Below are 22,770 nucleotides of genomic sequence, written 5' to 3' on the forward strand. Positions count from 1 at the left end.
GCCGACCGGGCCGGCCGGCGGCGGGCAGGGGTCACAGAAGGGCGGGGCGGATACCGACGAAGTCGATCAGCGCACTGGTGACGCTGTCCTCCTTCACGATGCTCTGCCCGCTCACCTGCACGGCCGTACAGCCGTCACCGGTCTGCGCGCCGGGAGACAGCACCACGATGTTGCAGAGCATCACCGGCCGCTGTTCGGTCTGGTTGGAGTCGGCCACGGCCTGCCCGGCGCCCAGCAGGTGGACGGCCAGCACCGTCAGGGACAGCAGCGCCGCACGGGAACCACGCAAGGGTCACACCCCCAGCGCGGCGGGGACCACGATGTCGAGCCGGTTGATCAGATCGACGTCCCGCGTGTGGGTCTTCAGGACTCCCTGGTCGACGCTCTGCCGGGCCACGCAGGCACTGGTGGAGGCGCTTGCGGACAGCTGGCCGGTCTGGCACATCATCGACGGGCTGTGGGTGTTGATGTTGGTGTCGGCGACCGCCGTCCCGGCACCCACCACGGGGCCGAGGACACCGGCGGCGACGACCGCGGCGCCCCAGAGGTGACGCATACGCATGAAAGAGCTCCTGGCGAAGAATGAGGGGAAGAAAGGAAAGAAGAAAAATGAAAGGGGCGAAGCGACCCGAACCGGCCGGGCCGGGCCGGGCAGCTCAGCCCAGCAGGCCGTCCAGCGGGGTGAGCACGTCGGCGAAATCGACGATGTCGAAGCTTTCGGTGTGGTGCTTGACCATGCGCTGCTTCACCTTCTGCTCCGTCACGCAGGGGCGTGCGTCGCCGGTGACCGAAAGCGGTGACGTCCCGCACATCATCGGCGGATCCGCCAGGTTGTCATTGCTGTCGGCACTCGCCACCCCGCCCGAGCCGACAGCCATCAGCCCGGCGCACACCGTCAGCACGACTCGACCACGCATCGATCTCATGACCCTGTCCTCCATCGGTCCATCATGTTCTCGGACGGACTAACGGAGTTATTGCCCGACAGTCACTGTGTTTCTTTCTTTCCGACCCACGGCTCCCGGCTTGCTGTCCGTCCGGGCATTGCCGGTGGCGCCCACGGGAAGGGCGGTGCCAGGGGGTTCGGGGCAGCTCGATCTCCGCGGCGATGCGGCCGGGCATGCCGTCGAGCAGGTCCTGCTCGTTGGCCACATGGTCACTGCCGATCCGGCGCCCGGCCCCGCCGCGGCCGGGGCACTGCCGGCCGACGGCGCGCAACGGCCGTCACCCGGTACGCAGGCAAGCTTCAGGGCAGGTCCAGGGCCAGGGCGGCGGGGATGGCGTCGAAGGACTCCTCCACCCGGCGGGCGAGCAGGGCCGGTCCGCCGTGGCCGGGGCGGCGGGCGGCCACCGGGGTCTCGTGCTCGCCGCGGCCGGCGACCCAGTTGCGTGCCCCGCAGCGCCAAGCGCCCAGTGCCAGTTCGCCCAGCAGCCGCAGCCGGACGTCTTCACGGCTGTCGGTGTCCAGGCGCCGCTCCAGCACCTCGATGAGCCGCTGCGCGGTCCGCATGGAGGAGACCAGGCTGTGGTGGTGCAGCACCGGGGTGCCCGCGGCCAGCCGGCGGGAGGCGACAAAGCGGCGGTCCCAGCCGGCGGGCATGGCCAGGATGGTCTGCGTCAGACAGGCCCGCAGGGCCGTGAGCGCCGGCCCGGGACCGGTGTGCCGGGCGAAGCGGGCCACATAGGCGTCCCACAGTTCGCCCTCGGCGGCCATCGCCACATCCTCCTTGCTCGCGTAGTAGCGGAAGAAGGTGGTGCGGCCGACCTCGGCATGGGCGGTCAGTTCCTCCAGCGTCACCCGGTCGAAGCCGCGTTCGCCGAACAGCCGCAGCGCGGTGTCCGCGAGAACCCGGCGGGTGCGCTGCTTCTTGCGCTCCCGCAGGCTCAGGCCGCTGCCTTCCGGTTCCGGGTGCCCGCTGTCCACCGGCACAGGTTAACGGACCCCCTCGGACCCATACCCAGTCCCGAACGGGATCGATAACATAATGGCACCGAGTCCCGTTTCATGTCATGGGGCGCGGGCCTGTGCGCAGCCGCCCCGCCCCGCCGGTTTGCGCCCGATGCCGAGGAAGAGGCCACATGAAGCCCTACGCCCGCCGGACCCCACCACCGCCCGCAGCCACCGCGGCCCTCGCAGTCACCGCCCCCGGCCGGCCGGCCCTCACCGTGCTGCTGCTGGCCTCCACCCTCGGGGTGATGGGCGGCATGACCATCGCCCCGGTCATCGAGGTCATCCGCCAGTCCCTGCATCTGAGCGGCGCCCAGGCCGGCCTGGTGCTCACCACCCACAGCCTGGCCATCGCCCTGACCAGCCCGCTCGCCGGCCGCCTCACCGACCGGCTCGGCCCCCGCCTGCCACTCGCCGCCGGCCTGGTCCTGTACGGCGCCGGCGGAGGCGCCGGCATGCTCACCGACACCTACCCCGCCCTGCTGGCCACCCGGCTGCTGCTCGGCGTGGGCGCCGCCGCCGTCTTCACCTGCTCCACCGCCGCCCTGCTCGCCCTCTACCGGGGCAGCGACCGCGACCGGGTGATGGGCTGGCGCACCACCGCCACCACCGCCGGGGGCTTCGCCTACCCGCTGGCCGCCGGAGCCCTGGGCACCTGGTCCTGGCAGGCCCCCTTCGCCCTCTACCTCATCGGCCTGCCCCTGGGCCTGGCCGCACTCCTCGCCCTGCCTCCCGCCGCCCCGGCACCGGCGGACGGCCCCCGCCCGGCGAAGGCCCGGGGCGGGGCGCTGCGGCTGCTGCGCGACCACCCCAAGCTGGCCGGGATGTGCGGGCTGTGGGTCGCCATCGCCGTGCTGATGATGGTCCTGGGCCTGTTCCTCCCACGCCGCCTGGACGAACTGGGCATCACCAACACCCTCGCCGTCGCCCTCTACGGGGTCGTGCTCTCCTCCGCCACCGCAAGCCTGGCCGGACTGCTCTACGCCCGGCTGCGCGCCCGCCTGGGCTACGCCGCCCTCATGCGCATCTCGGCAGCCTGCTGGACCGCCGCCATGCTCGTCTTCGCCACCGCCGCCCACCCCGCCGCACTGATCCTGGTCCCGGCCCTCACCGGACTCGGCAGCGGCATCGCCATGCCCACCCTCACCGTGCTGATGGACCACGCCGCCCCGCCCGGGCGCCGCGCCACCGCAGCCTCCCTCCAGGCCACCGCCCTCTTCGGCGGTCAGTTCACCTCACCCCTCCTCTTCGGCCCCCTCGTCGACGCCACCTCCCTCACCACCGGGGCGCTGGCCGCCACCGCCGGCACCGCCCTGATCCTCCTCGGGCTGCTCAAGCTCGGGAACCCGCCCGAAGACGGCGCCGGGTCCCGCCCCACCGCACCGGTGAACGGGTCCGGCGGCTGAAGGTTTTCCCGGGTGGCCGAGCGTGGTGGTGCGGCGACGGGGCCGCGGCCCGGGCGCTATGCGCCCGGGCCGGCCGGCGCGAGGGTGGCGAGCAGACCGGTGATGTGCGCATCGATCTCGTCGCGGATGGCGCGTACGGTTTCGGCGGGGGCGCCGTCAGGGTCGGCCACCGGCCAGTCGAGGTAGCGGGGGCCGGGGATCACCGGGCAGGCGTCGCCGCAGCCCATGGTCACCACGATGTCGGCGGCGCGCAGGATCTCGTCCGTCAGCGGTTTGGGGTAGGCGTCGCCGGGCGGGAGGCCGGCCTCGGCCAGCAGCCGTGCGACCTCCGGCTCCACCTCAGCGGCCGGGTGGGTACCGGCGGAGGAGACGGTCACCCGGCCGCCCGCCCGCAGGGTCAGCAGGGCGGCGGCGAGCTGGGAACGGCCGGCGTTGTGGCTGCACACGAACAGCACGCGCGGCGGCCGGTGGGCCGGCGCGGTCTCGCTGTGCGCGAGGGCGTCGAGGCGTTCGGCGGTCAGCCGCTCGGCCAGGGCGACCAGGTGGCCGCGTACCCGGGCGGAGCCGGCCAGCCGCTGGTAGGAGTCGGCGACCAGCTCGCGTATGGTGTCGGCGCCGTAGTGGCCGGCCCAGCGCCGGGCCAGCCGCTGCACTCCGGTTGCCAGCCGCGGGTCGGGCAGGACGGGGAGCGGGGACGGTGAGGCGGTCATGGGAACCTCCGCGAGCCTGCTGGAACGTGCGGGAGAGCGGAGGGTGTGCCCACCGGCCCGACGGACCCGGGTGCCGGCATCACCGCCCACTGATATGACGATATCAGCGAATACTGATGTCAGTCGATACTGAAATCATGCGGATACCTTCCCGTGCACGGGCGGCCGGCCGGCCCGGTCGCGGGAACGGCCTCCCTCACGGTTGTCCGTTCCCGCGCCGGCGATCCGGACGGCGGGTCAGCAGCAGGAGTCGCCTGCGGTGCCGGCCGCGCCGGGGGCCGTTGCCCCGGCCGGGCCACAGGGGAAAAGGCCGTGGTGCATCGTCTTGTCGCCGATGATGTCGAAGTGCTCGGCGTAGCGGCTGCCGGAGAGAATGTCGGCGGTGTTCCCGCAGACCAGGACGGGCTTGCCGACGGGGAAGATGTGGTGGTCGTCCAGTTCGAAGGCGTGGGCCGCCGTGGGCACGGTGCCGCGGTAGACCGCGACCTGCCCGTAGTCCTCGCAGCGGTCCTCCAGCGGCAGGTTCAGTGCCCGGATGGTGAGGGAGGAGAAGCCGACGAACCCGATCTTCTGCTCGATCTCCGGGCCGGCGAGTGTGACCGGCGCCCGGGAGACCACACGCGCGTCCGCGCAGCCGGCCGCGGCCAGGACGCGGCGGAAGTCCTCCGTGTACAGCGCACCGCTGAGGCACTCCCCCACCAGCACCGGATCCTGAAGCAGGGCCGGCGGAATGCGGCGGTCCGCGAAGACGTCGGAGAAGTACAGTTCACCCCCGGGCTTGAGCACCCGGAAGATCTCCGCGAACACCCGGGGCTTGTCGGGCGAGAGGTTCAGCACACAGTTGGAGACCACCACATCCACCGACGCCTCCTCGATGCCCACGGAGGCGAGGTCCTCGATGTAGCCCTGGTGGAACTCCACGTTGGCGAAGCCGAACCGTTCGGCGTGGAAGTCCAGATGCCTGCGCGCCACCGCCAGCTGGGCCTCCGTCATGTCCACCCCGATCACCCGGCCCGCCGGGCCCACGAGCTGGGACAGCACATAGCAGTCCCGCCCGCTGCCGCACCCCAGGTCCAGCACGGTGGCGCCGTCCAGCGCCGGCGGGATCGGGGAGCCGCACCCGTAGAAGCGGTCCTTGACCTCTTCGTGCACCTCGCGCAGGGCCTCGGCGATGTGCCGCGGCGGTGCCTGCGCCGTACAGCAGGCGGAGGTCTGTAAGTCGGCCGACGACTGAAGGACTCTGCCGTAGTAGTCCTTCACGGACTCTTCGATGCTGTTCGGCATACCTCTCCTCAAAGAGCGATGACCACAGCCAAAAGATCACATCCCGCCTCAGAATATGACTGGCCGGCGACGTTCCCGTGAGCTCATGGCGGACACCGGGCGACCAGCAAGCGACAGTCGTCCGGGAGGGGCGCACGGTTGCGAACGGGCCGACGTGATCGTCGTGCGGCCTCGGCGTCCGGCCGTCCGGCCCTGCGGAGGCTTCTTGGCATCATCGCGACATGACCTTGCCCCTTCCCCGCACCCGCACCGTCCGCGCCGTCGACCCCGCTCAGCTCCTGGACCCGGGACGGTGGGAGGAAGCCCCCGTCCAGGCCGTGAGACAGCGGGAAGCTGTTCAGCGCCTCGTCTCATACCTGGTCAGGACCACGCCGCCGGGAAATGTCCGCGTCTCCACCAGGTTCAGGTTCACCCAGCTGTCCAGCGCGGTGAAGAACGGCGTGCCGCCGCCCACCAGGAACGGATGAGCGGCGATCACGTACTCGTCGATCAGCCCGGCGCGCATGGCCGCCCCGGCGAGCGTCGCGCCGCCGATGTGCATCGGGCCGCCGTCCTCGGCCTTGAGCCGGGTGATCTCGGCGATCGCGTCGCCGGTGACCAGGCGGGTGTTCCAGTCCACCTTGTCGATCGTCGAGGAGAACACCACCTTCGGCGTGTCCCGCCAGTTCCGCGCGAACTCCATCTCCGCCGGGGTGGCGTTGGGCTGCTGGTCGCCGGTGGGCCAGTAGGAGCTCATCGTCTCCCACAGCTTGCGCCCGTACAGCGACAGGCCACTCGCCTGCTCGTGGTCGAGCCACCACTGGAACAGCTCGTGGCTCGGCGGTCCGCTCCAGCCGATGTCGTCGCCGGCCGCGGCGATGTAGCCGTCCAGGGTCAGGTTCATGCCGTAGATCAGTTTCCGCATGGCCGAGCCTTCCGTCCGTGGGTGTCCGGCGTGGTGGACCGGCGCGGCGCGGGAAACTCATCGGTGCGCGGTCCGGGCTCGCCGGTGGTCCTCGTGCGCTCAGCCTGGTGCACTCGGCCGACCCGGGCAAGCCGCCCGATCCCGGCCTCGCCCTCGCGCGGAAATGGAGAGCCAAGGGCGCCCGGGTCACGCGAGACCGGCATGTCACAAGCGGTGCGAGGTCACGGCTCGGCGGCAGCTCGCCCGCGCTGCGGGCCCTGCGGTTGCGGATCCAGGACTCCGGCCGCCCTGCGCCGATGCGGCGCAGGGCGGACCAGGTCTCCCGGACTCCTCGTCGGTGCACCCGGTGAGGGGGACCGCCATGAACGCGGGACAGCTGGCCGGGGCGGAGATGCGCACACCGTGCAGGCCGCGCGGCCCCGGCTAGTGCTCGGCGTCGGCCAGCCGGGCCAGCAGGCAGGCGCGGGCCCGGGCCACCCGGGAGCGGACGGTGCCGATGGGGCAGTCCAGGATCCGGGCCGCCTCCTCGTACGACATGCCGAGGAGTTGGGTGAGGACGAAGGCGCGGCGGCGGTCGGGCGGCAGCGCGGCCAGCAGTTCGGTGAGCGCGATGCCGTCCTCGAAGCCCGGCAGGCCGCGCGGCTGGGCCCGTTCGGCGGCGCTCTGCCAGTCCTCCCGGCCGGACAGCCGGGGCCTGGCCGAGGCCCGGCGCAGGCTGTCCACCACGGTGCGGCGGGCTATGGACAGCAGCCAGATGCGGGCCGAGGAACGGCCCTCGAAGCGGTGCAGGCTGCGCAGCGCGCGCAGAAAGGTTTCCTGGACCAGGTCGTCGGCCAGCCGGGGGTCGTCGGCCAGCCGGGCCACATAGCACCACACGTCCCGGTGCAGGGCGCGCACCAGGCCGTCCACGGCGGCCGGGTCGCCGGAACGCGCCGCGAGGGCGAGCCGGGTGACGGGTTCGTCGGCGGAGCCGGGGCGGCCCGCGGGGGCCTCCCCCGGCGGGGTCGCGGGCAGGGTCGGGACAGGTGTCATCACACGAGGTCCTTCGCGTCACCGGGCGCGGTCGCGAGGGGGACGCGCCCGTGGAGGGGGCCGGTCCGCCGGGCGGCGGACCGGGTGCCGGTGCCGGAGGTGTGTTCCGGCGCGGGACACCGGCCGTCAGACGACAGCGGTCCCGGGCGGCGGCCCCCGGGTGGTGACCAGGCGGAGGGCCGGCCCGCGCCGCGGCCGGCGGTCCCGCGCTGCGGCGGGCCGGCGGGGCGGCGGGGCGGGGCACGGCGGGCGGCGGAACAGGCGCAGCGGGGCGACCACCCAGGCGGTCAGAACGCGGGCGAGCCGGAAGGCGGCGCGCTCCCCGTGGGCCAGCCACAGGCCGGAGAGCAGGGCGGCGGCGAGGTGGGCGGCGGCCATGCCGGCGGCGGACCGGGCGTCCGACGGGTGTCCGGACGCGGTGTGCTCCAGCAGCGCGGCGGCGTGCCCGGAGTGCTCCGCACCCGCCGGTCCATGGTGTGCCGGCCCGGCGGGGGCCCCGGCGGCCATGGCCGGCGAGAACACCACGTGCAGCGCCGTCTGGGCGGCGACGGTGGCGCAGGTGACGGCCGCGATGCCGCGTTCCCGGCCGGTGAGGAACCAGGCGGCGAGGGCGGTCGCCGGCAGCGCGGCGGCCGGTGCCCGCCACGGGAGCGGTGCCCCGGAGGAGTGGATGTGCCCGGTGGCGGCGAGCAGCACGCACAGGGCCGCGAACACCGCGGCCCGTAACACCCTGCTCGGTACGTTCCCGGAGACTGCCATGGCGGGCTCATCCTCGCACCGCGGCCCGCGCCGCGGGAGAGGGGTGGTGCGGCCCGGATCACGCCGGGCGCCGCCGCGGAGGTCCGCCTCGGCCTGCGGCGGCGGCGGTTTCCCGCGGGGCGGGAACCGGGCGGACGGCGGGTGCGACTTCTTTCCGGTGCCGGGTCCGCTCACGGCACGCCGGGCGCGCCGACCGCGCGGGCGGCGGGTTGCGCCGACCGCCGCCGGCGCCACGGGCCCGGACCGCACGGCATCAGGGAGGCAGTGGTGACCAGCACCCCGCACGACGGCCGGCCCGGTTCCGGCCGGGACCTGCCCGCGCTGCTCACCTGTGCCATGGCCTTCTCCATGCTCCAGCTGTTCCTGCTCGGTGCGCTCGGCCCGCGGCAGGTGGACCGGCTCGGGGTGACCCCGACCGTGCTCGGGCTGACCACCACCGTCGGCTTCGGCACCGCCGCGCTGCTCTCGCCGGCGGGCGGGCGGCTGGTGGACCGGATCGGTCCGTGCCGGGCGCTGGCCGCGCTGCTGCTGGCGTCCGCCGCCGCGCCGGCGCTGATCGCCCTCGCGCCCGGGCCCGGGTTTGCGCCGGCGGCCGTGGCCCTGGGCGGGGTGCCGCAGGCGCTGCGGCCCGCGGACGAGGCGCCCGCACCGTCGCTGATGACGTGCTGGATGTGCTGGCCGGGCACGGGGGCACCCTGGTGCTGCTGGACCACTTCACCCCCGAGGCCGCGCCGGCCGCGATCCGGGCCCACTCCCCCACCCATGTGCTGGCGGTGCCGACCATGGTCCGGATGATGCTGTCCCGTCCGGAGACCGGACGGGCCCTGGCCGAGGGGGCGGAGGCCGCGCTGCCCCGGCCGGTGGCGCTGGTGCTGGGCGGCGCACCGCTGGACGCGGCCACCGCCGCCGCGGCGCGGCGGGCCTTCGCCTGCCCGGTGGTCAATCTCTACGGCTCGGCCGACGGGGTGAACTGCCACACCGGGCTGGCCGGTGAGCTGCCCGCGGCGGACGGCCCGGCGGTGGTCGCCGGCCGCCCGGACCCGAAGGTCGCCGACGTCCGTGCCGCCGTCCCCGGCGGTGAGGAGCCACTGCCGGCCAACACCGTGGGCCAGATCATCGCCCGCGGCCCGATGACACCGCTGGGCTGTGTCGGCGCCCCGGAGCTGGACGCCCGCCACCGCACCCCGGACGGCTGGGTCCGCACCGGCGATCTCGGTCTGCTGGACGAGGACGGGGTGCTGCATGTGGTGGGCCGGCTCAAGGACGTGGTCATCCGCGGCGGGGTCGACATCAGCCCGGCCGAGGTGGAACGCGAACTGGCCGGCCACCCGGGCATCGCCGACGTGGTGTGCGTGGGGGTGCCGGACCCGCTGATGGGTGAACGGCTGGCGGCCTGTGTGGTGCCGCGCGGCACCACCGCGCCGACGCCGGCGGAGCTGGGCGCGTATCTGGCCGGCCGGGGCCTGGACCGGCACAAGCACCCCGAGCGGCTGCTGGCGCTGGCGGAGCTGCCGCTCACCCCGGCGGGCAAGCCCGACCGGGCGGCGCTGCGGCGCGCGCTGGCCGACGAGGCGCCGCCGGCCGCGGCGGAGGGTCCGCCGCCGGTGACCGCTCCGCTGTGAGCCGCCCCGCCGGGCGGGGGCGGCGCCGGCCCCACTCCGACGCCGCCCGGTCCCGGCCGGGCCTCACAGCCCGGCGATGGCCTCCCGCATGACGCCGGCGGCATCCCGGTAGACGGCCAGCAGATCGAGGTCCTCGCCCGGGTAGTTGACGATGTCCACCTGCGGGATGCCGGAGCCGGGCAGCACCTCTCCGGTGGTCAGGTGGGCGTTGTCCAGCACCAGCACCGGGTCGGCCGCCGTCAGCCCGTCCAGTTCGCCCGGCGTGACCTGCTCCGGGCCGAAGGTCTCCACGGTGGCGGCGTTGGCCATGTCCGCGGCCCAGACGGTGAAGACCTGCGCGACCACCTCGGGACGGGTGCCGTCCGGCCAGGTCGCGCGCAGTTCGTTGCTCAGCTTGTCGTATTCGACGGCGAAGTCCTCCGTCCACTCCCAGGCGGCCTGCTCGGTGCCGAACAGCTCCGCCAGCCGGGTGACCTCCTCGTGCATCGCGTCCACGCCGTTGTCCAGGTTGACCTCGACCAGTTCGGCGTCCGACCCGGCCGCCTCGGTGATCTGCCCGGCGAAGGGCTCGAACGGGGCGTAGAGCACGAAATCCGCCTCGGCCACCGCGGCCAGGTCGGAGGGCTTGGGCTCATAGTCCGGCGCGTGCAGCACCGTGGGCGGCACGATGACGGTGATGTCCTCGGCTCCGGCCGCCTTGGCGAACGCGCCCTCCCAGGTGGTGGTGGCCACGACCACCGGGCCGCCGGCCCGGCCGGCGCTCTCGGCCGGGTCGTCCTTCTCGCCGCCGCTGTCCTCGCCGCTGCATCCGGCGGCCAGCGCCGCCAGGGTGGTCAGTGCGACAGCGAGCCCCAGGGGGCGGCGGATGTGCGTCGCCATGATGCGCTTCTCCGTTCGGGGATGAGATGGACGGCGAGAACGACCGCTCCCGCCGTGAGAACCAGGACCGGGCCCGGGGGCCAGTCCAGCCACAGGGCGAGCAGAAAGCCCGCGGTGTTGACCGTCACCCCGATGGCGACGGCCCACAGGGTGATCGCACGCAGCGAACTGCCCAGCCGGCGGGCGGCCGGCGCGGGCAGCAGCGTCAGCGCGTCCACCAGCAGCGCACCGGTCAGCTTGATCGCCCCGGCCACCGCCACCGCCACCAGGACCAGCAGGGCCAGGGTGAGCGGCCCGGCGCGCACCCCGGAGCACTCGGCCGGTTCCCGGTCGTGCAGCAGCAGCGCCAGTTCCCGGCGCCGCCACAGGAACAGCGCGGGCACCGCCACCGCCAGCGCGCCCAGCACCACCAGCTCCGTCGTCCCCACCGCCAGGATCGAGCCCCACAGCAGGGCGAAGGCGCCGGAGGCGTTGACCCCGGAGACCGCGAGCAGCAGCAGCGCGCCCGCGATGGCCATGCTCATCAGCAGCCCCATCGCCCCGGACAGCCCCTGCGGGGTGCGGGCCATCGGGGCCACTCCCGCGCCGGCGAGCGCGCACGCCACCAGTGCGCACAGCGCCGGGTCCGGGCCGGTCAGCAGGCCCACCGCGATGCCCAGCAGCGCCACATGCATCATCGCGAACCGCACCGGCATGATGTCCAGCCCCACGATCACCACCCCGACCACCGGCAGCGCGACCGCCGCCAGCAGCAGGGCCAGCCCCGCCCGCTGCACCGGCACCAGCTCCAGCAGCGCCCCCACATCGGCCGTGGCCAGGAGCGGATGCCCCGGGGCCGCGGCGGTCACGGCCCCCGGGGGGATCACCGCGCCTCCCGCAGCCGGCCCGCGGCCATCTCCAGCACCCGGTCGCAGCGGCCGGCCAGTGCCCGGTCATGGGTGACCACCACCAGCGTCACCGGCAGCCCGGCCAGCACGTCCGCGGCCTCCTCCTGGCCGGCGAAGTCCGGTGCCGCGGTGGGTTCGTCGGCCAGCAGGGCCCCGGCCCCGGCGGCCACACAGCCCAGCGCCCGGGCCAGATACATGCGCTGCAACTGCCCGCCGGACAGGGTGTGCAGGGGACGGGCGGCCAGGTCCGCGACCCCGAGCCGCCCGGCCGCCTCGGCCGCCGCCCGCGGGGCGCCGCTGCTCGCCGGCAGCTCCCGGCCCAGCAGCGGGAACCGCCCGGCGGCCGGCTTCTGCGGGATCCACGCGCAGACCCGGCGGCGGCGCCGCCACTCGGCCGCCGAGCGGGTCTCGTCGCCGCCGACCAGGATGCTGCCGCCGGTCTGCCGGTGCAGGCCCAGCACCGCCCGTACCAGGGTGGTCTTGCCCGATCCGTTGGTGCCGGTGAGCGCGACCCGCTCACCGGCCGCGATCTCCAGCGTGACCTCGGACACCGCGGGCACCCGGCCATGACGGCACGACACCTCCCGCATCCGGATGTCCAGCCCGCCCATGGTCGGCGCCTCCCTGTCGGTTTCCTCCGGGGCCGGTCCCGGCCTGCCGCGCCAGAGGAGTCGCACGGCCGGCCCGCCCGGTTCCCGCGGATTTCCGTGCCGTGCCCGCCACGGGCGGCGCGGCCCGGCCGGGTCCGTGGCCGCCCTGGACGGCGACCGGCGACCGGCGACGCGGGCGGCCCGGCCCGCGTCACGGTCGCCGACGGCAGGTCTTCCCCCGCTGCGGCGAGGGGCCCGGACACCGCCGCGTGCCTCCGGGCCACCGGCTCAGGCGGGGCGCAGCACCGCCTGCTCAAGGCCGCCTCAGCCGGCCCGGTGCCGGGCAGGGGCGGTGCCGGGGGCACCGCCCTCCGGCCCCGCGGGAGCGTCGCCGGTGCGGAAGAGCCGGCGGTAGGCGGCCGGGCCGCAGCCGGTGTGCCTGCCGAAGTGTGCCCGCAGGGAGGCCGCCGAGCCGAAGCCGCACCGCGCGGCGATCTGCTCCACTGCCAGGTCGGTGGTCTCCAGCAGGGCCCGTGCGCGGTCGGTGCGCAGCCGCAGCAGCCACTCCAGCGGGGTGGTGCCGGTCTCGGCGCGGAAGCGGCGGTGGAGCTGGCGCCGGCTCATGCCCGCCCGCCGGGCGATGGCGGAGACGGTCAGCGGCTGATGCAGATGGTGCTGGAGCCACTCCAGCGTCGGCCCCAGCGAGGCACGCCCGGCACCGGCGGTGCCGGCGGGCGGCGGGTGGTACTGCGGTGCGCGGGCCTCCCGGCGGTAGGGCACCACCAGTGCGGCGGCGGGCACGGGAACCCTCGCCGCCGGAGCGACCGCGGGTCCGGCCGCTGCCGCCGGCCCGGCGGGGCGGGGACACGGCCGGGGGCGCCGCAAGGGGCCGCTGCGGGTGCACATCGTGGTCTTCGACGGCGCCGAGGAGCTGGACTTCACCGCGCCCTTCGAGGTCTTCTCCGCAGCCTCGATGCACAGCGAACACGGCGTGGAGGTCGATTATGTGACCACCGGTGAGCCCCGGGAGATCACCGGTGCCTACGGCTCACACACCCGGGTCACCCGGCGCTGGGCCCCGGAAGAGGCCGACATCGTGGTGGTGCCCGGCGGCGGCTACCGGCGCCGCCAGGGCCCGGGCATCTGGTCCGAGATCGCCGACGGCACCCTGCCCGGCGCGCTGGCCGCCGCGCCCCGCCGCGGGCTGGTCATCAGCTCGCTGTGCACCGGGGCCATTGTGCTCGGCGCGGCCGGGCTGACTGCCGGACGCCCGTGCACCACCCACCACGGCGCCGCCGCCACCCTCCAGGAACAGGGCGGCATCCTGGTCGACGCCCGGGTGGTGGACGACGGCGACCTCGTCACCGCCGGCGGCATCACCTCCGGCCTGGAGCTCGCCCTGTGGCTGGTCCGCCGCGAACTCGGCGCCGAGGCCGCCGTCGGAGTGGAGAACATGCTGGAGTACCAGGCCCGCGGCACCGTCTGGACCCCCTCCTGAGCCGCCGGGGCCTTCGCCCCGGGTGTTCCGGTCTTCGTCCGGGCACCGGTGTTTTCCCTTCTGCCACCCTCACATGGGCGGCCGTTCACCGGTTCCGCCGGTTTTCGGACGTTCCCGGACCGGCCCGTGTCAGCCGTCGCCGGGCCACCCGGGCCCGCCCTATGCTTCTACACATCTGTAGAAACAGGCGGGGAGGGGCACCGCCCGCACCCTGCCGTCCGGCGGCTGCCGGACAGTCGAGCGGAGGGGAATCCATGGCTTCGGTGGACCTGGAGAAGGTGCTGGACAAGGCGTGGGCCGACAGAAGCCTGCCGGAAATCCTGGCCGCGCCGGTGGCGGCGCTGAAGGGCGGGTCGGAACGCGACGGCGAACTGCTCCGCGAGGCCTTCGGAGTACGTACCGTCGCCGACCTCGCCCGGCTGAAGTACGTGCGGTGGGCGCAGGCCCTGGCCGCACTGGAGGAGTCCGGCGCCTGACCGGCATCACCCCACGCCAGAACGACCTACTCAAGACCCGGAAGGGAAGTGAACGCCGGTCATGGTGTTCAAGAAACTGCTCGGCTCGCTCGGCATCGGCGCGCCCACCGTGGACACGGTCCTGGACGGCGGCCCGGTCTCCCCGGGCGGAACGCTGACCGGGCAGGTCCACATGCGCGGCGGCCAGGCCGACTTCGACATCCAGCACATCACCCTGGAGCTGGTGGCACAGGTGGAGGCCGAGCACAGCGAGGGCGAGGCGCACGGTGCCGTCGCCTTCCACCGCGCGGCGGTGGGCGGCGGCTTCCGGCTGCACCAGAACGAACAGCGCGCCCTGCCCTTCGCCATGCCCCTGCCCTGGGAGACCCCGGTCACCGAACTGCACGGCCAGCCGCTGGGCGTGATCCTGGGCGTGCGCACGGAGCTGGTCGTCGCCTCCGCCCGGGACGCCGGCGACATGGATCCGGTGACCGTCAGCCCGCTGCCGGCGCAGGAGGCCGTCCTGGACGCCTTCGGCCGGCTCGGCTTCGGCTTCAAGTCCGCCGACCTGGAGATGGGACACATCCGCGGCACCGGCCAGCAACTCCCCTTCTACCAGGAGATCGAACTCCACCCCTCGCCGCAGTACGCGCACGCGGTGCAGGAGATCGAGGTCACCTTCCTGGCCAGTCCCGGCGGGCTGGAAGTGGTCCTGGAGGCCGACAAGCGCGGCGGGTTCTTCACCGGGGGCCATGACGCCGTCAACCGGTTCACCGTCGGCCACCACGAGCAGCAGGACTGGGCCGCGCTGGTCGACTCCTGGGTCCGCCGGATGGTGGAGAACCATGCCGCCCGTCCGCACCACGCGGCGCCCCACAATCCGCTGATGCACCAGGGCCACCACGGCGGCCACCCCCAGCCGTATCCGCAGCAGGGCTACGCGGACAAGGACGGCCACGGCGGGCATTACGGGCACCACGGGCGCCGCGGGGACCACGACCACGACGGGCCCGGCATGGGCACGGTCGTCGCCGCGGGCGCCGCCGGTCTGGCGGCGGGCGTGGTCGGCGGCATGGTCCTGGACGAGGTCTTCGACGACGACGGCGGAGACGACGGGGGCGGCGAGGAGTAGGCTGCCCGCCTGCCCGCCGGTCCCGTACCCGGCCGGGCGGTCCCCGCGACGCCCGTCGCCTCCGGCCCGCACCCCCGGAGGCGACGGGACCCGGACGCGGGCGGCCCGGTACCGCAACGGCCGGGACCCCGCGGCGCCGCGGCACAGGCACACGGCCGGGCGCACGACCGGAAGCGGCTGGCTACCATGAGCCCCTTCCGCGCGGCGGCCGCGGGCGCCGGCCGGCTGGAGGGAGTACGGATGACAGGACGGCAGCAGCCCCGGCGCGGGCAGGGGGAACTGGAGGCGCAGGTGCTGGCCGCGCTGCACGAGGCCGGGGAGCCAGTCGGCACCGCATGGGTGCAGGAACGGCTCGGCGGCGCCCTGGCGTACACCACGGTGATCACCACCCTGACCCGGCTGCTGGCCAAGGGCGCGGTCACCCGGCGGAAGGCGGGCCGGGCATTCGTGTGGTCACCGGCTGCCGACGAGGCGGGCCTGGCCGCCCTGCGGATGCGACGGGTCCTGGACGCGGAACGCGACCGAGGGGCGGTGCTGACCAGCTTCGTCACCTCCCTCCCGCCGGGGGACGAGCAACTGCTGCGGGAGTTGCTGGAGCGGGCCGGGGAGCCGGAGGACTGAGCCGGCCATGGGCGTCTTCGTCTTCCTCCCCCTCGTTCTGCCGCTGACCGCCTGGCCGGTGGCCCGGCTGGCCGAGCAGCGCCTGCACCCCCGGACCGCCACCGTGCTGCTCACCGCGACGGCCTGCGCGCTGGCGGTGTGCAGCACCCTCTGCCTGGGACTGGTGGTGATCGTGGGCACCGCACAGATCCCGGGCAATCCCCTGCCCGACGGCTGGTCCGACGACGAGGTGCGCGAGGCCGTCCCCTGTGACGAAGTGGCCGGCCGCGCCGCGATCCCCCTGCTGCTCGCGATCCTGGCCTCCTGCACCCGCACCCTGTGGGGACACGCCCGCACCCGGCGCCGGGCGCAGCGTGCCCTTGCCGGGCTCTCCTCGCCCACCGTCGTCCTCCCGGACCGGGCTCCCTACGCCTGGGCGCTGCCGGCCCGGCGAGGCAGGCCGGGGCGAGTGGTGGTCTCCCGCGGCATGCTGGCGGCGCTCAACGGCGGCGAACGCCGGGCGCTGTTCGCCCACGAGCGGGCACACCTGGCCGGACACCACCACCGCTACCTGCTGGCGGTGCGGCTGGCCGCCCGGGCCAACCCGTTTCTGCGCCCGCTGAACACCGCCGTCGCCTACACCGTGGAGCGCTGGGCGGACGAAGCCGCGGCCCAGACGGTCGGCAGCCGCCGGATCACCGCCCGGGCCATCGGCAAGGCCGCCCTGATCACCACCGGGGCCCCCTCCGCGACCCTGGCCGGATTCGCCGCCGCCGGGCCGGTACCACGCCGGGTCGCCGCCCTGCTGGCACCGCCCCCCGCGCCGCGCCGCTGGCCCCCCGCCCTCACCGCGGTGGGACTGTCCGCCTGGACGGCCGCCGTGGGAACCACCGTCTCGGCACTGTCCTCGGCCAACTCCGCCATCACCCTCTTCCTGCTGCTGCGCACGGCCACCCCCTTCTGACGCGCGCCGCCCGCACCGCCCGGCCGTATGCGTCGGGCAGGGTGCGGTTCCGTCACTCCGCCCTGCCGGTCGTCCGCGGTCGGCAGGGCCGGGCGGCCTCGGGGTCCGGCGGCTGGGTCTCGATGGTCCTCAGGGGCCGGCATGGATTGCCCACGGCGACGACACCGGCGGGAATGTCCCTGGTGACGACCGAACCGGCGCCGACGATGCTGTGGTCGCCGATGGTCACGCCGGGCGTGAGGGTGACCGATCCGCCGAGCCACACGTTGTCGCCGATCGTGACCGGTTCGGGGAGCTCCCACCCGTCGAGCCGGCGGGCGATGTCCTGGGCGTGGTTGGGCGTGTAGATGCCGCAGCGCGGTCCGATGAGGCAGTCCGCGCCGATCGTGACCTGCCCGCCGCCGATGACCAGGAAGTCCGCGTTGATGAACGTCCGGTCGCCGATGACCAGGCGCATTCCGTAGTCGATGCTGATGGGCGGCCGGAAGTCGATGTCTTCGCCCGCGCCGGGGACGAGCGCGCGGAACAGCCGCCGCGCTTCGGCGGGGTCGTCGTAGAAAATGTGGTTGATCTTTGCGCATGTCGCATGCGCATCCCACGAGAGCTCCTGGAGCGCCGGGGATGTGCGGTAGCGAATCCAGTCGCCGGCGAGCAGGCGCTGCAAGTCTTCATCGGCCGCGAGATGAGCCGCCATCCTCTCGTCGGCACGTCCGGGTTCGCGTCGGGTCACGGCCTCCCCCATTTGTCAATGCCCTGAACATATTGCTGCGGCCACCTGCCCGTGTCAAGCCTTGGCCGACACGGCCGGCCCCGCCGTGACCTGCGTGGATATGACGGCAGCGGCCGACGCCCCCATGCCCGTCCGGGCACCGCGGCCGAGCACACCGCCCGTGGCCCGCCCGGCCTGCCCGCGGTCAGCCCTGCCGCGACGGCACGGACCCGGCATCCGGCGCCGCACCCGCCCGGCGCGAGCCCCGCCCCGGCCGCCCCGGAGGGCACTGTGCTCTTCGTCACCTTCTCGCCGGGCTCCTCATTCGCCCGACCTGCCCTTTAGCATGTCCGGGCGATGAATCGAATCATATTTCGGTCATTCTCGGCGGATCCGGAACGGTGGGCGGAACCGGCGGCGGCCCCGGCCCCGGGGTGCACAGCGGAACCTGTGCCACCGGGGCGGCCGGGCGGCCGGCCTTCGCCCCGGCGATGCCGCGCGCCACAGGGACGGCCCGCCGCCCCGGCGCGGCACACCGGGTCCGGACACACCGCCGAGGCGCGCACGTGGGGCGTGGGCCGCCGGTTCCCCGGCCGGGAGGGCCACGCTCCGCCGTCCCCGCCGACTGCCTGCCCGGGGAAACCTCCCGGGCGGCAGCCGCTCCGCCTCCCCAGACCCCGGAGGGCATCGTATGAATGCGCTTCCCCTGCTCCTGATCGGCCTCGCGATGTTCGCGGGCGGATATCTGCTGTATTCGAAGTTCCTGGGCAACCGCGTCTTCAGGCTTGACGCGTCGTTCAGCACGCCCGCCCACGAGCTGCGGGACGGCGTGGACTACGTCCCGACCAACAAGTTCGTGCTGTGGGGCCACCACTTCACCTCGGTCGCGGGCGCGGCGCCGATCGTCGGCCCCGCGGTCGCCGTCATCTGGGGCTGGCTGCCCGCGTTCCTGTGGGTCACCCTCGGCACGGTCTTCTTCGCCGGCATGCACGACCTGGGCGCCCTGTGGGCCTCGGCGCGCAACAAGGGCCGCTCCATCGGCGCGCTCTCCGGCCGCTACATCGGCGGCCGGGGCGCGAACCTGTTCCTCGTCGTGATCTTCCTGCTGCTGCTGATGGTGGTCGCGGCCTTCGCGGTGGTGATCAAGAACCTGCTGATCTCCACCCCCTCGGCGGTGATCCCCGCCTGGGGCGCGGTCGCGGTGGCGCTGCTGGTCGGCCAGGCGGTCTACCGCTACCGGATGAATCTGGGTCTGGTCACCGTGATCGGCGTTGCGGCGCTCTACGGCCTGATCCTGCTCGGCGACGCCGTCCCGGTGGAACTGCCCGACCCGATCCTGGGGATGTCCCCGGCGACCTTCTGGATCCTCGCCCTCTTCGTCTACGCCGGCGTCGCCTCGCTGATGCCCGTGTGGGTGCTGCTCCAGCCGCGCGACTACATCAACGGCGTCCAGCTCTTCGTCGGGCTCGGCATCCTGTTCGTCTCGGTGCTGCTGAGCGCCCCCGCGGTCGTCGCCCCGGCCCTCAACGACGCCGTGCCCGCGGGCACCCCGGACCTGGTGCCGCTGCTCTTCGTCACCATCGCCTGCGGTGCGATCTCCGGCTTCCACGGCATGGTGTCCTCGGGCACCAGCTCCAAGCAGCTGGACAAGGAGACCGACGCCCGCTTCGTCGGCTACTTCGGCGCGGTCGGCGAGGGCATGCTGGCGCTCGGCGCGATCATCGCCGCCACCGCGGGCTACCGCACTCTGGCCGACTGGGAATCCGTCTACAGCGCCTTCAATTCGGGTGGCGTCGCCGCGTTCGTGGAAGGCGGCGGCGCGATCGTCAACGGCGGCCTGGGCCTGCCGGCCTCCCTCAGCGCGACCATCCTGGCCACCATGGCGGTGCTGTTCGCCGCCACCACCATGGACACCGGCGTGCGCCTGCTGCGCTTCGTCGTCCAGGAGGCCGGCGAGGTGGTGAAGGTGCGGATCAACAATGGTGCCGGCACCCTCGTCGCGGTCGCCGTCGGGATGGGACTGACCTTCAGCCAGGGCGCCGGGGGCGACGGCGGCCTCCGCATCTGGCCGCTGTTCGGCACCAGCAACCAGCTGCTGGCATCGCTGACCCTGTCCATCGTCGCGGTCATGCTGATCCGCAAGCGGCGCAACCCGGTGCCTGCGCTGGTGCCGCTGGCGGTGGTGTTCGTGATGGCGCTCTGGGCCGCGTTCGTGCAGCTCGGCGATTTCTACGACGCCCAGGACTGGCTGCTGCTGGTCATCGACCTGGTCATCATCGTCGCCGCGCTGTGGGTGGCCCTGGAGGCGGTCCTCGCGATGCGGCGGGCCTCCCGGGAACCGCCGGAGGCCCTGGACGCCGATGTGACGGCGAAGGCCGGGCTGACGGCATGACCTCCCGCTGGGCCTCGTTCCGGGCCGGGCTGGAGGAGTTCTGCGCCGGCCCCTACCGGCGTACCTTCGCCCGCGCCCGGCGCGAGGAGGACGACCTCTTCCGGATGGTGGTCCTCGCGGAGGCGCTGGGCGTGCCCGACCCGGCGGCCTACTACACCGCCGAACTGCTGCCCGCCCTCTACCAGGACTTCCACGCCTGGCACCGCCGGATGGGCATGGACCGCTCGCCACTGGAGCATGTCGGGTGCTGCTAGATCTCCTCACCTCACGCAGGGTCGTCTTCGTCGGCGGCAAGGGCGGGGTCGGGAAGACGTCCGTCGCCGCGGCGCTCGCCCTCGGCCGTGCCGGGGCGGGCGCCCGCGTGCTGCTGGTCTCCACCGATCCCGCCCACAATCTCGGCCACCTCTGGGGCCGCCCGGTGGGCGACGAGCCCCTGCGCCTCGCCGGACCCGGAGACCTTCTCCCCCGGGCGGGGGCCGGGACGGCGGGGCCGGCGGGTCATGTCGACGGGCTGGAGATCGATCCGGAGCGCACGGTCGAGCGGCACCTGTCCGCGGTCGCCGAAACGATGCGGCGGCTGCTCCCCGAGCGGATGCACGCGCCGGCCGCCCGCCATCTGGAGCTGGCCCGGCAGGCGCCCGGCACCCACGAGTCGGCGGTGCTGGAGCGGATCGCCGAGGCGGTGGAGCTCGGCGAGCAGGGGTATGACCTGGTTGTCTTCGACACCGCCCCGTCCGGCCACACGCTGCGGCTGCTCGCCCTGCCCGAACAGCTCACCTCCTGGACCGAGACGCTGCTCGCCAACCGCGACCGGTCCGAGCGGTTCGGCGACGCGGTGCGCGGTCTCGGGGGCGGCGGGAAGACCGGCCGGGACGCCGAGCTGCGCCGGATTCTGCTGCGCCGGCGCAGCCGCTTCTCCCGGCTGCGCGATGTGGTGACCGACCCGGAGCAGACCGGGTTCGTGCTCGTGCTGACCGCCGAGCTGCTCCCGGTCGCCGAGACCATGGAGGTGTACGGAAAGCTCACCGCGCTGGGTGTCGACGTGGCCGCACTCGTCGCCAACCGCCGTTCCCCGGCGGACGCCGGTGAGCTGCTCGCCCGGCGCCGGCGGCAGGAGGACGAGCACCTCCGCCGGCTCCGGCGGCGGGTCCCGGACGTGCCGCTGCTCGATGTGCCGCTGCTGCCGGGAGATCTGGTGGGCACGGCGGCGCTTGCCGCGCTGGCCGGACGGCTCGGCTCCTCCCCCGCCGGGTGATCCCCGTACGGCGGCGGTACGGCCGCCGGCCTCACGGCGGCGGATCCCGGTGGACCACCGTGATGTGGCGCTCGGGGCCGGGGTGCTCGATTTCGTCGGCCACGGCGACGGCCAGGTCCTCGGCGCTGATCCAGGACCGGCCGTCGGCGGCGGTGAGCAGGGTGTCGGTACCGCGCCGGTAGCGGCCGGTGCGGGTACCGGGCAGCAGCAGGGCCGGCGGGCTGAGATACACCCAGTCCGCGGCGGCATGGGTCCGGCAGGCCCGCAGCTGGGCGACCCCGGCGGCGGCGACGGCGCGGTACTCGCCCGGCACATACGCGGGGTTGTCGGCGACCAGCAGCTCCCGGTCGCCGGGGCTGCGCAGCGCGCCGGCCCCGCCGATGACCAGGACGCGCATCCCGCGCGGGGCGGCGATGTCCAGCACGGCACGGGTCGCGCGGACCAGGAACTCCCGGTCGGCCGGAACGGTGCGGACGGTCACCACGACCGTGTCGGGGACGGCGCCGTGGGACGCGGCGCCGGACAACGCCTCGCGCAGCGCACGCGGATCGCCCGCGTCGACCGCGGCCGGCCGCACGCCGGGCGGTGCGCCCACCGGCTTCCTGGACAGGGCGAGCACCCGGTGCCCGCGGGCAGCCGCCTCGGCGGTCACCCGGCTGCCCGCCATTCCGGTGGCGCCGAGCACGGCGATCGTCCGGCGCCTCGTCGCCCGGTCCGGCGTCATCGGATCCGCTCCTTCCGGGTGCGGTGTCCCGCGGGCCTGCCGCGGGCGAGGCGGGCGCGCAGGTCCGGGGAGTTGAACTGCACGGCGAGCAGGGCGGCCAGGGCGAGCACGAAACCGGCGGTCTGCGGCGCGCTCAGCCGCTCGCCGAGCGCACTGCCGACGACTGCGGCGACCAGCGGCGACAGCAGCACCAGCGGTGCGGAGGCACCGACCGGCAGCCGGCCGATGCCGCGGAACCACAGGGTGTAGGCGATCAGCCCGCCCATGCTGCCGAGCCAGAGATAGCCGGCGACGGCCCCGGCGTCGATCCGCTGCGGCACCCCCTCCACCGCCAGGGTGAGCGGGAGCAGCAGCAGGCCGCCGGCGGTCAGCTGCCAGCCGGCCAGGGTCAGCGGACCGGCCCCGGGGGGACGGCCCCAGCGCTTGGTGAGCACGACACCGCCGGCCATGGCGGACGTACCGCCGAGGCCGGCGAGCACCCCGGCGGCGTCCAGCCGCGCCTGTGGCCCGAGCACCACGAGGCCCACGCCCAGCACGCCGAGGACGCCCCAGGTCCAGCGCCACGCCGTCGGCCGGTCCCCGAGCACGGCGATGGCCAGGCCGGTGACCAGCAGCGGCTGGGCGGCGCCGAGAGTCGCGGCGACGCCGCCGGGGAGCCGTTCGGCGGCCAGGAACAGCAGGGGGAACAGTGCGCCGATGTTGAGGACGCCGAGGACGGCGGCCTTCCACCACCAGTCCCCGCGCGGGAGCACCCGGGTGAGGGCCAGCCCGGCCAGCCCGGCGGGCAGGGCCCGCATCAGGCCGGCGAACAGCGGGTGTCCGGAGGGCAGCAGTTCCGTGGTGACGGCATAGGTGGTGCCCCAGGAGGCGGGGGCGAGGGCGGTCAGCGCCACGGTCGCCGCCTGCTGCGCGGTCATGGTCCGCGCCGGCCCCGGCGACCGCTCGGTCAAGGTCTGCATGCGAGGCAGTCTCGGCCTTCGGCCTCCATGACTCCAAAGCATGCTTGCCATGCCAGCCATG

General features: G+C 74.5%; 27 protein-coding genes. 11 read left to right on the forward strand and 16 right to left on the reverse strand.

All coding sequences use genetic code 11. From position 1 onward, the window contains the following. Positions 1 to 31 precede the first annotated feature (31 nt). The 4 genes from BM242_RS15185 to BM242_RS15200 all read right to left on the reverse strand — a co-directional run bounded on the left by BM242_RS15185 (position 32) and on the right by BM242_RS15200 (position 1,924). Complete coding sequence (locus BM242_RS15185; RefSeq protein WP_093839347.1) at positions 32 to 289, reverse strand: hypothetical protein; 258 nt, start codon at positions 287 to 289, stop codon at positions 32 to 34. Positions 290 to 292: 3 nt separating this feature from the next. Then, on the reverse strand, positions 293 to 562 hold the full coding sequence (locus tag BM242_RS15190) for a hypothetical protein (RefSeq protein WP_139238338.1): 270 nt from the start codon (positions 560 to 562) through the stop codon (positions 293 to 295). Positions 563 to 656: 94 nt separating this feature from the next. Continuing rightward, positions 657 to 926, reverse strand: coding sequence for a hypothetical protein (locus tag BM242_RS15195; protein WP_139238339.1), 270 nt, complete (start codon positions 924 to 926; stop codon positions 657 to 659). A gap of 320 nt (positions 927 to 1,246) precedes the next feature. Continuing rightward, a complete protein-coding gene (locus BM242_RS15200) occupies positions 1,247 to 1,924 on the reverse strand; it encodes a TetR/AcrR family transcriptional regulator (RefSeq protein ID WP_245834100.1) in 678 nt (225 codons plus the stop codon). 155 nt (positions 1,925 to 2,079) lie between these two features. On the opposite strand from BM242_RS15200, the gene BM242_RS15205 reads away from it, so the two are divergent. Beyond that, entirely contained in the window at positions 2,080 to 3,354 is a 1,275-nt protein-coding gene (locus BM242_RS15205) for an MFS transporter (protein WP_093839350.1), read from the forward strand. 56 nt (positions 3,355 to 3,410) lie between these two features. Here BM242_RS15205 and BM242_RS15210 read toward each other — a convergent pair whose 3' ends face one another. The 5 genes from BM242_RS15210 to BM242_RS15230 all read right to left on the reverse strand — a co-directional run bounded on the left by BM242_RS15210 (position 3,411) and on the right by BM242_RS15230 (position 8,043). Then, positions 3,411 to 4,064, reverse strand: a complete 654-nt coding sequence (locus tag BM242_RS15210; RefSeq protein ID WP_093839351.1) for an arsenate-mycothiol transferase ArsC — start codon at positions 4,062 to 4,064, stop codon at positions 3,411 to 3,413. A gap of 237 nt (positions 4,065 to 4,301) precedes the next feature. Beyond that, positions 4,302 to 5,348 carry a methyltransferase domain-containing protein gene (locus BM242_RS15215; protein ID WP_093839352.1) on the reverse strand — a complete coding sequence of 349 codons (1,047 nt, stop codon included), beginning with the start codon at positions 5,346 to 5,348 and terminating at the stop codon, positions 4,302 to 4,304. 337 nt (positions 5,349 to 5,685) lie between these two features. Beyond that, on the reverse strand, positions 5,686 to 6,252 hold the full coding sequence (locus BM242_RS15220; protein WP_093839353.1) for a dihydrofolate reductase family protein: 567 nt from the start codon (positions 6,250 to 6,252) through the stop codon (positions 5,686 to 5,688). A gap of 423 nt (positions 6,253 to 6,675) precedes the next feature. Further along, a complete protein-coding gene (locus BM242_RS15225; protein WP_093839354.1) occupies positions 6,676 to 7,284 on the reverse strand; it encodes a sigma-70 family RNA polymerase sigma factor in 609 nt (202 codons plus the stop codon). A gap of 126 nt (positions 7,285 to 7,410) precedes the next feature. Then, positions 7,411 to 8,043 (reverse strand): hypothetical protein, encoded by a 633-nt coding sequence (locus BM242_RS15230; RefSeq protein ID WP_093839399.1) that lies wholly within the window; start codon positions 8,041 to 8,043, stop codon positions 7,411 to 7,413. Positions 8,044 to 8,310: 267 nt separating this feature from the next. On the opposite strand from BM242_RS15230, the gene BM242_RS31185 reads away from it, so the two are divergent. Continuing rightward, on the forward strand, positions 8,311 to 8,838 hold the full coding sequence (locus tag BM242_RS31185) for a hypothetical protein (RefSeq protein WP_425443860.1): 528 nt from the start codon (positions 8,311 to 8,313) through the stop codon (positions 8,836 to 8,838). Continuing rightward, positions 8,742 to 9,665, forward strand: a complete 924-nt coding sequence (locus BM242_RS15240) for a class I adenylate-forming enzyme family protein (protein WP_425443862.1) — start codon at positions 8,742 to 8,744, stop codon at positions 9,663 to 9,665. The genes BM242_RS31185 and BM242_RS15240 overlap by 97 nt, the downstream gene beginning before the upstream one ends. Before the next feature lie 63 nt (positions 9,666 to 9,728). On the opposite strand, the gene BM242_RS15245 is transcribed toward BM242_RS15240, so the two are convergent. The 4 genes from BM242_RS15245 to BM242_RS15260 all read right to left on the reverse strand — a co-directional run bounded on the left by BM242_RS15245 (position 9,729) and on the right by BM242_RS15260 (position 12,822). Next, positions 9,729 to 10,544: a metal ABC transporter solute-binding protein, Zn/Mn family gene (locus tag BM242_RS15245; protein ID WP_093839356.1), complete on the reverse strand. Its 816-nt coding sequence runs from the start codon at positions 10,542 to 10,544 to the stop codon at positions 9,729 to 9,731. Further along, positions 10,499 to 11,410 (reverse strand): metal ABC transporter permease, encoded by a 912-nt coding sequence (locus BM242_RS15250; protein ID WP_425443861.1) that lies wholly within the window; start codon positions 11,408 to 11,410, stop codon positions 10,499 to 10,501. Before BM242_RS15250 ends, BM242_RS15245 begins: the two co-directional genes overlap by 46 nt. Continuing rightward, a complete protein-coding gene (locus BM242_RS15255; RefSeq protein ID WP_093839357.1) occupies positions 11,407 to 12,042 on the reverse strand; it encodes an ATP-binding cassette domain-containing protein in 636 nt (211 codons plus the stop codon). Before BM242_RS15255 ends, BM242_RS15250 begins: the two co-directional genes overlap by 4 nt. A 303-nt stretch (positions 12,043 to 12,345) precedes the next feature. Further along, a complete protein-coding gene (locus BM242_RS15260) occupies positions 12,346 to 12,822 on the reverse strand; it encodes a GlxA family transcriptional regulator (protein ID WP_245834102.1) in 477 nt (158 codons plus the stop codon). 97 nt (positions 12,823 to 12,919) lie between these two features. Between BM242_RS15260 and BM242_RS15265 the strand changes: the two genes are divergently transcribed. The 5 genes from BM242_RS15265 (at position 12,920) to BM242_RS15285 (ending at position 16,670) form a co-directional block, all read left to right on the forward strand. Continuing rightward, complete coding sequence (locus BM242_RS15265) at positions 12,920 to 13,519, forward strand: DJ-1/PfpI family protein (protein WP_245834104.1); 600 nt, start codon at positions 12,920 to 12,922, stop codon at positions 13,517 to 13,519. A gap of 254 nt (positions 13,520 to 13,773) precedes the next feature. Continuing rightward, positions 13,774 to 13,995: a hypothetical protein gene (locus tag BM242_RS15270; RefSeq protein ID WP_093839360.1), complete on the forward strand. Its 222-nt coding sequence runs from the start codon at positions 13,774 to 13,776 to the stop codon at positions 13,993 to 13,995. Between the two features lie 61 nt (positions 13,996 to 14,056). Then, positions 14,057 to 15,106 (forward strand): sporulation protein, encoded by a 1,050-nt coding sequence (locus BM242_RS15275; RefSeq protein WP_093839361.1) that lies wholly within the window; start codon positions 14,057 to 14,059, stop codon positions 15,104 to 15,106. A 240-nt stretch (positions 15,107 to 15,346) separates the two neighbouring features. After that, on the forward strand, positions 15,347 to 15,727 hold the full coding sequence (locus BM242_RS15280) for a BlaI/MecI/CopY family transcriptional regulator (RefSeq protein ID WP_093839401.1): 381 nt from the start codon (positions 15,347 to 15,349) through the stop codon (positions 15,725 to 15,727). A 7-nt stretch (positions 15,728 to 15,734) separates the two neighbouring features. Then, positions 15,735 to 16,670, forward strand: coding sequence for a M56 family metallopeptidase (locus tag BM242_RS15285; RefSeq protein ID WP_093839362.1), 936 nt, complete (start codon positions 15,735 to 15,737; stop codon positions 16,668 to 16,670). 52 nt (positions 16,671 to 16,722) lie between these two features. On the opposite strand, the gene BM242_RS15290 is transcribed toward BM242_RS15285, so the two are convergent. Beyond that, positions 16,723 to 17,400, reverse strand: a complete 678-nt coding sequence (locus BM242_RS15290) for a sugar O-acetyltransferase (RefSeq protein ID WP_217652499.1) — start codon at positions 17,398 to 17,400, stop codon at positions 16,723 to 16,725. A gap of 670 nt (positions 17,401 to 18,070) precedes the next feature. Between BM242_RS15290 and BM242_RS15295 the strand changes: the two genes are divergently transcribed. From BM242_RS15295 to BM242_RS15305, 3 genes are read left to right on the forward strand one after another with little or no spacing between them, the layout of a single operon-like run. Beyond that, positions 18,071 to 19,771, forward strand: coding sequence for a carbon starvation CstA family protein (locus BM242_RS15295; protein WP_093839364.1), 1,701 nt, complete (start codon positions 18,071 to 18,073; stop codon positions 19,769 to 19,771). Next, positions 19,768 to 20,025: a cory-CC-star protein gene (locus BM242_RS15300; RefSeq protein ID WP_093839365.1), complete on the forward strand. Its 258-nt coding sequence runs from the start codon at positions 19,768 to 19,770 to the stop codon at positions 20,023 to 20,025. The genes BM242_RS15295 and BM242_RS15300 overlap by 4 nt, the downstream gene beginning before the upstream one ends. Further along, complete coding sequence (locus BM242_RS15305) at positions 20,016 to 21,026, forward strand: ArsA family ATPase (protein ID WP_093839366.1); 1,011 nt, start codon at positions 20,016 to 20,018, stop codon at positions 21,024 to 21,026. Before BM242_RS15300 ends, BM242_RS15305 begins: the two co-directional genes overlap by 10 nt. Positions 21,027 to 21,057: 31 nt before the next feature. Here the strand turns inward: BM242_RS15305 and BM242_RS15310 are convergent, their stop codons facing one another. Together BM242_RS15310 and BM242_RS15315 are read right to left on the reverse strand one after the other, a co-directional pair. Then, on the reverse strand, positions 21,058 to 21,750 hold the full coding sequence (locus tag BM242_RS15310; protein WP_093839367.1) for an NAD(P)-dependent oxidoreductase: 693 nt from the start codon (positions 21,748 to 21,750) through the stop codon (positions 21,058 to 21,060). Then, a complete protein-coding gene (locus BM242_RS15315; protein WP_093839368.1) occupies positions 21,747 to 22,709 on the reverse strand; it encodes an EamA family transporter in 963 nt (320 codons plus the stop codon). The genes BM242_RS15310 and BM242_RS15315 overlap by 4 nt, the downstream gene beginning before the upstream one ends. Between the last annotated feature and the right edge of the window lie 61 nt (positions 22,710 to 22,770).

This window comes from Streptomyces aidingensis, assembly GCF_900112355.1.
In the GTDB taxonomy this organism is placed as follows: Bacteria; Actinomycetota; Actinomycetes; order Streptomycetales; family Streptomycetaceae; genus Streptomyces; species Streptomyces aidingensis.